The following is a 10,628-nucleotide window of genomic DNA, read 5'->3' as shown; positions in this document are numbered from 1 at the left end:
CTGAACAATAATCTACTTTTCTTAAGAAATTATACTTTGGTGTATCAATGGCCTCACATCTTCCCAGGTTTACAATTTCTGTATTTTTGAAAATAAGACATCCTGCTTCCTGAAGTGTATTATCTGCAAAAACCATCTTAGAGCCTACAGCACCTACATTCTCTTTGGTCTCAAATACATTCAAAAGGCTTGACAAATAATTTTCCTGAACTTCAACATCATTATTCAGTATATAAACATATTTACCTTTTGCTGCATGAATTCCTTTGTTTATATTTCTTAAAAATCCAAGATTTTCAGAATTATCAATAACTATAATTCCGGGGATTTTATTTAAATATTCCAATGTTTCGTCAGAACTGTTATCATTGATAATAATAATTTCTTTTGAAACATACTTGTCATATTGCTCTATGGTATAAAGACAGTTAAGCGTATATCTGATCTGATTATAAACAGGAATAATAATAGAAACTTCAGTCTCACTTTCGTTGGCAAAACTAAATGTATAATTTTCAAAGAAATCAAGTTCAAAATGATTGATTTTCAGTTTTCTTTTATTATTGATAAAATTACGATCCTCTATTTTATTTTTAAAAAATCTTTTAATTCCCATTTTAAATTTATTATTTTGTCCTGCCTTTTAAGAAAACGAAATTAAGCATTTATTAGAAACTATAAAAAAACAAATAAAACAGGGGATCGAAACGACATTTTTTTTTCAAAAAATTTTTAGAAATTTAAGGCAAAAATCAAAAAGGAAGTTTTCTAAATATTATGACCTGAAAACAGTTATGGTTTATGGGTTCAACAATCGGAGCATAAAATATATAAGAATGAAATTGTTCTTTGGCAAACGTATGCAAACGAAATTATTCATGACATTTAAAACATTCATTTTACTATGAAAAACAGAAAAATATATTTTATTTGCCCATCAGTATCTGTACCGTTTGGAGGCATAAAACAAATTTATAAATATGTAAATATTCTCAACAGTCATGGTTACAATGCTTCAGTCTTACTTAAAAAAAAGAAGAAAAGAGATAATATTTGGTATCAACTAACAAAAATATCTTATCATTATGAGCTTATAAAAAATATAGAAAATAATATTAGCTCTAAAAATCATAAAAGTGGTTTTTATGAAAAACTAAAACTTTTATTCCATCGTTTTTCTGCACATCCGATAGAGAAAGATGCCCTATTTGTTTTTCCGGAAATATATGGGAATTCTTTTTACAAAGCCATTCCCAATCATCAGTATATAATACTTAATCAAAATTGTTACTATACGTTCCAAGGATATGGATATGATTATAGTGAGGAGAATCCTTATTTAAATAAAAATTGTATTGGAACTATTGTAGCGTCTGAAAATGCCCAAAAGTATTTTGAGGTTGTATTTCCTTCACATAATTTATATAGAACCCGTTTAGGAATTGATACGGGTGTTTTTAGTTTCAAAGATAAAAAAAAGAAAAAAAATTGCTTTTATGCCAAGAAAACTTTCCGAAGATTCTTTGCAGGTCATTAATATTTTAAAGGCACGAAAAAGGATGAATGACTGGGAGTTTTTTCCGATTGATAATATGAATGAACAGGAAGTTGCACAACATTTAAAAGAATCTGCGTTCTTTTTGAGCTTCAATCATAGAGAAGGCTTTGGGTTACCTCCCGTGGAGGCAATGGCTTGCGGATGTTTTGTAATCGGATACTCAGGACAAGGCGGTAAAGAGTATTTCAAGGAAGAGTTTTCTTGCCTAATCGAGGAAGGCAATATTATTGATTTTGTTGAAAAAATAGAAAATCACGCTTTAGAATACACTACAAATCCAAATCTTTTTTTTGAAAAAGGTAGAATAGCATCACAGTTTGTTTTGGATAACTATTCCCTGGAACATGAAACAAAAGACTGGATTAATATATGGATGAAAATAATTTCATGATAAAAAAATAACAAGAGCTGTTAATCTAAAAAGAGCCGTATTACAACTCGTGAAAACGGCCTTTTTTATGAAATTTTCCTGTATCATTATACGAGAGGGGTTTTCGTTTAAACGATTCTCGGCCCACATCTAGTTGTGATACACTTTTTTTTATAGGTTTATCTTTTATCTGCCCAAACAACCTGATTATCATAATTGTATATTACAATATTACCATCATTCTGAATTGAAAGTCTGTCAACATTTGACAAGCTTACTCCTGTGTTGTAAACAGCTCTATTTGAAGAATCATAGACTACTAAATTCCCATCTTCCTGAAAAACAGCACGTCTTCCTTTTCCTGTCGTTGCAGTAGACCAGATATCTTTTTTAAACCCACTTCTGTACATTACTAAATTACCATCAGTCTGGAAAATTAAATAATATTTGGAATTCTCAGAATATATCTTTTCACCTTGTACAAATTCATACCCTTTATAAATATTACCTCTACTGTAACTTCCTGTATTATTATTAAAATTCCCGTTTCCTCCAAAATCATTCCTATTAGGATCATTATAAGAGGACCATAATGCATTTCCCCTTCTGTTATAAATTACAAGATTACCATCATCCTGCATTTCAAGACTTGTTGCATTTTTATTAACGGTATTTGTACTAAATATGGGTCTATCTGAAAAGTTATATACTACAAGATTTCCATCTCCTTGAAAAATTGCTCTCGCCCCTTGACCTTGTGTTTTAGAATCCCATTGTGGTTGATTTCTACGATTGTAAACCACCAGATTTCCATCATTTTGAAAAATCAGAAAGTATTGTCTATTCTCAGATTGATACTTTCTATCCTTTATTAGATTTGTACCCAATGTAAAATTTTGAGCCATCATACAGATTCCTGCCAAGAGTCCCAACATTGCAAATAATTCTTTTCTCATAATTTAGATATTGTTATTTTATTACTTAAAGATATACAATAAAAATCATGCCTTCTACCTTCTCCGGCAAAATTACTTATGAAAAAAACAGAATCAGGAAAAAATTGAATAAAAAATATATAGGTAAAATTAAGTTCTTTAATCTGTTTAAAATCTATAAATTAAGTAAATTTGCAAAAATTTAAATTGAAAATGGAGAAAGTAAGAGTACGTTTTGCTCCAAGTCCTACTGGACCTTTACATTTGGGAGGCGTAAGAACCGCATTATATGATTATCTTTTTGCTAAAAACCAAGGCGGGGAATTTGTATTGAGAATTGAAGATACAGATACAGCAAGATACGTAGAAGGAGCTGAAGAATATATTGAAGAAGCTTTAGAATGGTGCGGAATCATTCCAGATGAAAGTCCTAAAAAAGGAGGGAAATTTGCGCCTTACAGACAATCCGAAAGGAGAGATATCTATGACCGGTATACAGAGCAGATCCTGAAAACAGATTATGCTTACCTTGCTTTTGATACCCCTGAAGAACTGGATGCAATGCGCGCAGAGTTCGAAGCTAAGGGTGATGTTTTCTCTTATGATAATAAAACGAGAAACCGTTTAAGAAACAGTCTTGCCCTTTCTGAAGAAGAAGTTCAGAAGCTCCTGGCAGAAAAGACACCATATGTGGTAAGATTCAAAATGCCTGTTGACAGAGTATTAAACCTGGAAGATATCATCCGTGGAAAATTCTCAGTCAATACCAATACCTTAGATGATAAAGTTTTGGTAAAAAATGACGGGATGCCTACTTACCATTTTGCCAATATCATTGATGACCATGAAATGGAAATCTCCCATGTTATCCGTGGGGAAGAATGGCTGCCATCTTTAGGTTTACACACTTTATTATATGAAGCAATGGGCTGGGAAGCACCGCAATTTGCCCACCTTTCTCTGATTCTGAAACCGGAGGGTAAGGGAAAATTAAGCAAAAGAGACGGTGATAAGTTTGGATTCCCTGTTTTCCCGCTTGATTTCAAAGATCCTGCAACGGGAACCGTATCTAAAGGATACAGGGAAAACGGCTATCTTCCTGACGCTTTTATCAATATGGTTGCTTTACTTGGCTGGTCACCTGCTGACGATAAAGAAATCCTTCCTATAGAAGATATGATTAAAGAATTTGATCTTCACAAAGTACATAAGGCCGGCGCAAGATTCAGTAAAGAAAAAGCAGAATGGTTTAACCATCAGTATATTCAGATGAAGTCTGATGAAGAACTTCTCCAGATCCTGAAAAATACGGATCTTAATCTTTCAGGGATTTCTGATGAAAAACTGTTGAAGGTGATTCACCTGATGAAAGAACGGGCCACCTTTCCAAAAGATATTTATGAAAACGGAAAATTCTTCTTTGAAATGCCCTCCTCCTTTGATGAGAAAGCTGCTAAAAAAGCCTGGAATGATGAGACTTCTGCTATTTTAGGAGAGTTAGTTTCAACTCTTGATTCGGCAGATTTTACAGCAGAGGTGCTGAAGCAGACTATACATGATTTTGCCGAAAACAAAGGCCTTGGAATGGGTAAAGTAATGATGCCTTTACGGTTGTCTTTAGTAGGAGAATTGAAAGGCCCGGACGTTCCGGATATTCTGGAAATCCTTGGAAAAGAAGAAAGTATCGCCAGAATAAGCAATGCTATAAATAATTTTAAATAGTATTAACATAATTTTTCATACATTTGAAAGATTTAATTTACTTCAAGAAATGGAATATTTAAGTTTCGAACTTCCTATCAAAGAATTGATGGATCAATACCAGACGTGTTCTTTAGTAGGAGAAGAAAGTGGTGTTGATGTAAAATTAGCATGCAGCCAGATTGAGGATAAGATTTTGGAAAAGAAAAAAGAAATCTACGGAAATCTTACCCCTTGGCAAAGAGTACAACTGTCCCGTCACCCGGATCGTCCATACACATTAGACTACATCAACGGAATGGCAGATAAAGGCAGTTTCTTAGAACTTCATGGAGACAGAAATTTCGCTGATGATCCGGCAATGATTGGAGGATTGATTACCCTTGATGGACAACGGGTAATGATTATAGGAACTCAAAAAGGAAGGACGACTAAAGAAAGACAGCATAGAAGATTCGGAATGCCCAATCCGGAAGGATACAGAAAAGCTTTAAGATTGATGAAGCTTGCTGAAAAATTCAATATCCCTGTGGTGACTTTAGTAGATACACCGGGAGCTTACCCTGGGCTGGAAGCTGAAGAAAGAGGACAGGGTGAAGCTATTGCAAGAAATATCTTTGAAATGGTACAGCTGAAAACCCCGATCTTCACTTATATTATCGGTGAAGGTGCCAGTGGTGGTGCTTTAGGAATAGGCGTCGGGAATAAAGTATATATGTTGGAAAATACATGGTATACGGTAATTGCACCGGAAAGCTGCTCTTCCATCTTATGGAGAAACTGGGATCACAAGGAAGATGCTGCTAATGCATTAAACCTTACCCCTCAGGATGCTTTAAGAGAAAAGTTCATCGACGGGATTATTGAGGAACCACTTGGTGGAGCTCATTACGATCCGGAAACGACTTATCTGAACTTAAAAAATTCCATCTTACAAAATATCAAAGCTTTTGCCAAGTTTACAGGACAGGAGCTTGAAACCCAGAGACAGGATAAATTTATTGCAATGGGGCAATATAAAGGATAAAATAAAAAGGTTAAGAAAAATTTCTTAACCTTTTTTACTCTAGTTTTCTTCTCATTTAATCCGCAACGTTGAGGGCAATCTCAATGTCCTGATTAATTTTCTTTAAGGAAGAATATTTGGCATCACATACCATCGTAGTCAGCACATATTCTCCTTTATCTACCAAAATAAAGTTCTCTCCTTTGGCTGGAACACTTAAATTATAATATTTTTTTCCACTTATTTTTACAATAAGGTTACATCCGGACCTGTTCTTAATATTAACATAAGCCTCACTTTTATTAATATCATTACTAAAAAGATGAGTCAGCATCGCAGCTCGCCTTTTATTTTCTTCGCTCGGCTCAGACCTGGCAGATCCTGCAGTTTTGGCAGACCCTGCGGAAGCATAGCTTACACTTCTGCCTTCTTTTAAAATATCTTCTTTCAAAGCATTGATTGCAGCTTCGGTACTATTTGCTTTTGCAGCATCAGTGTTACCTGCCTGTCCCGCCTTATTGACAACGATCACTTTACCGCTATTCAATTCATTATTTTTAACAATGTTTTCAATCTTATCTTTGCTGATAGGCTTAATGCTGGGTTTGGCTTCAGGAGAATTATCCGCCATAATAATATCGATCAGTCGTCTTTTAAAAAAGTCCGTTCTTGCATGTCCCGGATTTTGCTTCAGAAAGCCTGCGATAACTCTTGCTTCTTTTGATATTTCTGCTTCCTGTTCTGTATAAATGATCACAGTTTCTTTTTCTACAACCGCTTTAGATTTCGATTTTTTCTTTTTTTGGGAAAATCCAAGAGAAAAAATACATATAAACAGGAGGAAGAAGATTTTTTTCATTAATCAAAGCTTTAAAATAGTATTAAATATATTAATAACGTGAAAAGTCATTTTTTAGTTTATCATTAAAATCATTATCTTTGCACTGCTCTAAAATTAAGCTAAAAAATTAATACTAATCTTAAATAAAAAATAATAGATATTATGTCTTATACACCAGTTGCTGCAGATGTAGCTAAATTAAGAAACCAAACAGGTGCAGGTATGATGGACTGCAAAAAAAGCTCTAGTAGAAGCTGAAGGAGACTTCGAAAAAGCGGTAGATATCCTTAGAAAAAAAGGACAAAAAGTTGCTGCCAACAGAGCTGACAGAGAGTCTACTGAAGGTGCAGTGATCGCAAGAGTGAACGAGGATAACACTTTAGGTGCTATCATCTCATTAAATTGCGAAACTGACTTCGTTGCTAAAAACGAAGCGTTCATCGAATTAGCTTATGAATTAGCTGAAATGGCGATCTTCGCTGCTACTAAAGAAGAGCTTTTAGCTACAGATTTCCACGGAATCACTGTTGCTGAAAAATTAGTTGAGCAAACAGGAGTTATCGGTGAAAAAATCGAGATCGGATCTTTCGAAAGAATCCAGGGAGATTTCTTAGGAGCTTACATCCACGCTGGAAACAAAATTGCTGCAATCACTTCTCTTTCTGCAAAAGTAGACGGAGCTGATGAAGCTGCTAAAGCTGTTTCTATGCAGGTTGCTGCTATGAACCCAATTGCTTTGGACGAAAATGCTGTTTCTCAGGAAACTATTGACAGAGAATTAGAAATCGAAAGACACAAACTTACTGAAGAAGGTAAGCCTGCCAACATTATCGACAATATCCTTAAAGGAAAAATGCAGAGATTCTACAAAGACAATACTTTGGTACACCAGGATTTCATTAAAGACGGAAGTATCTCAGTTGCTGATTACGTAAAATCTGTAAATGCAGATCTAAAAGTAACAGGGTTTGTAAGAGTAAGCTTAACTTAATCAATCCTTCAAAAATATTTGATCCCGATGAAAATTCATCGGGATTTTTTTATGAAGAATCCACAAGTATGAACGCAATATGAAAAGCTCTTTACCTGCCTTAGGCTGTTATAGAAGTTGCTGTCCAGTGGAGGCTCTGTATTGAGGTCCTCAGATAAAAATTAAATCTGGAACGGAAAGACTAGCGGCAGGTAGCCCGATATACAATCACCAATTTCATATTCAAGATAGCTTTTAATTAAAAATGAAGAATAATTCTCAATTTAATTCTGAATTTATTTAAAAATATATAATTTTTTATTTTAATTTTGTAGAAATCCTAATTCCATACCTATGAAAAGATTTCTACTCAGTTTGGTATTAATTTTTTTTAACAATTAATACTCTCTTTGCCCAAAGGGATACAGAACACTGGTTTGCACCAATGGCTGCAAATTCATTTGCACTTTCCGGCCCTCAGCAAGCCTTATATTTTTCTACGGATTCCACTACTCCTTTTCCCGTAGAAATATATAGTGATAATGCGCTGTTGGGGACCGTTACCATCAGTAAAGGTAATCCGCAAGTGTACGATATCCCTACAGCGAATATGATCACCTCCAACAATAATGAGAAATTTACTTCCGTAGGTAAAGGACTCTATACAAGAGGTACAAAACCTTATTTTGTCAATTTCAGATTCAGTGTAGCCAGCCACGGGGAGATATTGACCTCTAAAGGCAAAGCAGGAATAGGAAAAAAATTCTATGCTGCTGCAACTCCAATGACGGGCCAGACCATCACATATTTAAATTTTACAGCCGGAATTTTAGCTACAGAAGACAATACGACTGTAAAAGTTTCAGGATATAATGCAGGCGTCCAGTTTTCTAATGGAACTACCGGAGCAAGTAATCCCACAATGACTTTTACCCTAAACAAAGGGAAAGCATTTATCATTGAAGGACTTCAAAATAACGGTACAAATGCAACGGGGTTCATAGGTGCAAAAATAGAATCTGACAAACCCATTTCTGTTACCAATGGAAATTTTAACGGCCAATTTGCATTACCTGGCAATAAGGGGAGCGGATCGGATATTGTGATGGATCAGTCTGTTCCTACAGACAGGCTGGGAAACGAATTTGTTCTTGTAAAAGGAAACGGAGGAATCACTGATGGTGACGAAGACGCATTGGTGATTGCAACCGAAAATAATACTGAAGTATACGTAAACGGAGGAACTACTCCGATAGCCACTCTTAATGAAGGACAATGGGTACGTGTATGTGAAGGGCCTAACGGTACATTTGTCAACAAGTATATTAACCAGGGGAACGACCACTATAATATGCATATTAAAACTTCGAAAAATGCATACGTATACCAGCTTCTAGCAGGGATTGATAATTACACAGCAACAGAAGGCTTCAATTATATACCACCCCTGAACTGCTTTTTACCAAGGAAGATTGATGAAATTTCCATGGTGAACATCCTCCCTCCCACTACCAATACTGTAAAGCTTAACATCCTTACTGAGGCCGGGGCTACCGTTACAGTAAACAATCTGCCTCTTCCTGCCACTCAGGGTCCCTATCCTGTAACAGGAACCACAGATTGGGTCTCTTATTCAGTGCCTAATGCAACGGGGAACATTACAGTTAACTCTACAAAAGCTGTTACTGCAGGGATTGCCGGAGGAAGTGGAGCGGTTGGTTATGGTGGTTATTTCGCAGGGTTTTCTTCTATTCCTGTTATTGCCAAACAATCGGGAGATTGTGTTCCGGGTATTATTCTTGAGCTGGATGACGGATATGAAACTTATCAATGGTTTCGCAATGGGACAGCTATTCCGGGAGCAACAGCCAATACTTACACACCCACACAATCAGGAAATTATACGGTAAAAGTAACCATGGGAACATGTCCGCCGGTAACAACTCCCATTTATAAAGTACAAACCTGCTTAAAACTTACCAATCAGGCTCTGAACGCATGCGCCACAAAAGTAATTACTCCGGCGTTTACTTCTTCTACTCAGGTTCCGCTTGCAAGTACAGTAACAATAGTAACACCGCCTACTAAAGGTACAGCCGTTGTCAATCCAAACGGAACCATTACCTATACTCCGGTAGCAGGCTATTTAGGTCCTGATAAAATTGTTTATAAGTTCTGCGGAAATGCTACTGAATTTATTGATTGCGAACAGGTTACTTTAGACCTCACCGTAGTTCCATTCACCGTAAAGGATGTCAGCATTACTGCATGCTGGTATGATGTAGACCCGTATGCCTATTTTGATCTTACTAAAGCTGCAGTCACCGACTATGCTGCTGTGGTAAAAAAATATTACCGCACTCTCAATGATCTTAATATGGGAGCCAATGAAATAACGACTCCGGATAAATTTCCATCCACAGGAGGTACTGTATATGTAAAAGTGACTACCGCTGAAGGTTGTACAGCCAATGCTAAAATTGAATTGATTCCGCTTCCGATTAAAAAATCTCCAATCCTGGTGGATCAGTATATTTGTATGGATGCCAAAACTAATCTGGATGCCGGACCCGGATATGACTCATACGAATGGAATACAGGAGCCACAACATCGGGCATCAGAAATGTCGGAGTCGGAGAGTATTTCGTTATCCTTGGTAAAAACGGATGCTTTCTGAAGCAGGTTGTAAAAGTGAAAAAAGTGGAGGATCCGGTTATTCAGCAGATTGAAATCACCAATAATACTGCAACATTAATTGCTACCGGAGGTAAAGTTCCTTATAAGTATTCTGTAGACGGAACCACCAACTGGCAGGATTCTAATGTATTTACAGGATTATCCAGAGGTCAGCACACTTTTTATGTAAAAGATGCATATGACTGTGTCCCTGTTGCTGTAGAAATTACAGTTCCTAATTTATTAAATGCCATTACTCCTAACGGGGATAATGTGAATGATTATATAGACTACAGCGAGCTGGCTTACAAAGACAATTTGTCTTTCGTGGTATATGACCGGTATGGCAATAAAATATTTACCGGTAATAAATTCAATAATTACAAGTGGGACGGAAGGCATTTTGACAAAAAAATTGAGACGGGAACCTATTGGTATCACATCAACTGGAACGAACCTAACAAAGAAAAAACTCCAATAAAATACACCGGCTGGATTCTTGTAAAGAACAGGGAATAGTCTATTTTAAGCACATTTTATAAACCACGATTGCGCAATCGTGGTTTATTT

The 10,628-nt window shown here is 35.9% G+C and carries 8 protein-coding genes and 1 pseudogene; 6 read left to right on the top strand and 3 right to left on the bottom strand.

What is annotated here, in order from left to right; all coding sequences use genetic code 11:
* On the bottom strand, positions 1-616 hold a 616-nt coding region (locus tag HX13_RS19800; protein ID WP_128572526.1), incomplete at its 3' end, for a glycosyltransferase.
* Between the two features lie 288 nt (positions 617-904).
* On the opposite strand from HX13_RS19800, the gene HX13_RS25000 reads away from it, so the two are divergent.
* Both HX13_RS25000 and HX13_RS24995 read left to right on the top strand, forming a co-directional pair.
* Entirely contained in the window at positions 905-1,537 is a 633-nt protein-coding gene (locus tag HX13_RS25000) for a hypothetical protein (protein ID WP_238555544.1), read from the top strand.
* A 55-nt stretch (positions 1,538-1,592) separates the two neighbouring features.
* Positions 1,593-1,949, top strand: a complete 357-nt coding sequence (locus tag HX13_RS24995; RefSeq protein ID WP_238555543.1) for a glycosyltransferase — start codon at positions 1,593-1,595, stop codon at positions 1,947-1,949.
* Between the two features lie 158 nt (positions 1,950-2,107).
* Here HX13_RS24995 and HX13_RS19790 read toward each other — a convergent pair whose 3' ends face one another.
* The gene (locus tag HX13_RS19790) at positions 2,108-2,884 is read right to left on the bottom strand and encodes a bulb-type lectin domain-containing protein (RefSeq protein WP_050022484.1); all 777 of its coding nucleotides are present in this window, start codon (positions 2,882-2,884) and stop codon (positions 2,108-2,110) included.
* Between the two features lie 192 nt (positions 2,885-3,076).
* Here HX13_RS19790 and gltX point away from each other — a divergent pair, with 192 nt between their 5' ends.
* Positions 3,077-4,585 (top strand): glutamate--tRNA ligase, encoded by a 1,509-nt coding sequence (gltX, locus tag HX13_RS19785; RefSeq protein WP_050022483.1) that lies wholly within the window; start codon positions 3,077-3,079, stop codon positions 4,583-4,585.
* Between the two features lie 49 nt (positions 4,586-4,634).
* The gene (locus HX13_RS19780) at positions 4,635-5,591 is read left to right on the top strand and encodes an acetyl-CoA carboxylase carboxyltransferase subunit alpha (protein ID WP_050022482.1); all 957 of its coding nucleotides are present in this window, start codon (positions 4,635-4,637) and stop codon (positions 5,589-5,591) included.
* Between the two features lie 55 nt (positions 5,592-5,646).
* On the opposite strand, the gene HX13_RS19775 is transcribed toward HX13_RS19780, so the two are convergent.
* Positions 5,647-6,429, bottom strand: coding sequence for a DUF6759 domain-containing protein (locus HX13_RS19775; protein WP_050022481.1), 783 nt, complete (start codon positions 6,427-6,429; stop codon positions 5,647-5,649).
* Between the two features lie 144 nt (positions 6,430-6,573).
* Here HX13_RS19775 and tsf point away from each other — a divergent pair.
* Positions 6,574-7,402, top strand: a pseudogene (gene tsf, locus HX13_RS19770) (translation elongation factor Ts).
* Positions 7,403-7,826: 424 nt separating this feature from the next.
* Positions 7,827-10,577, top strand: a complete 2,751-nt coding sequence (locus tag HX13_RS19765) for a T9SS C-terminal target domain-containing protein (protein ID WP_050022480.1) — start codon at positions 7,827-7,829, stop codon at positions 10,575-10,577.
* Positions 10,578-10,628 lie beyond the last annotated feature (51 nt).

The sequence above is a fragment of the Chryseobacterium sp. P1-3 genome (assembly GCF_000738495.1).
In the GTDB taxonomy this organism is placed as follows: Bacteria; Bacteroidota; Bacteroidia; order Flavobacteriales; family Weeksellaceae; genus Chryseobacterium; species Chryseobacterium gallinarum.
The sequence above is the reverse complement of the archived record's forward strand: the minus strand, read 5'-3'. Positions and strand labels throughout refer to the sequence as shown.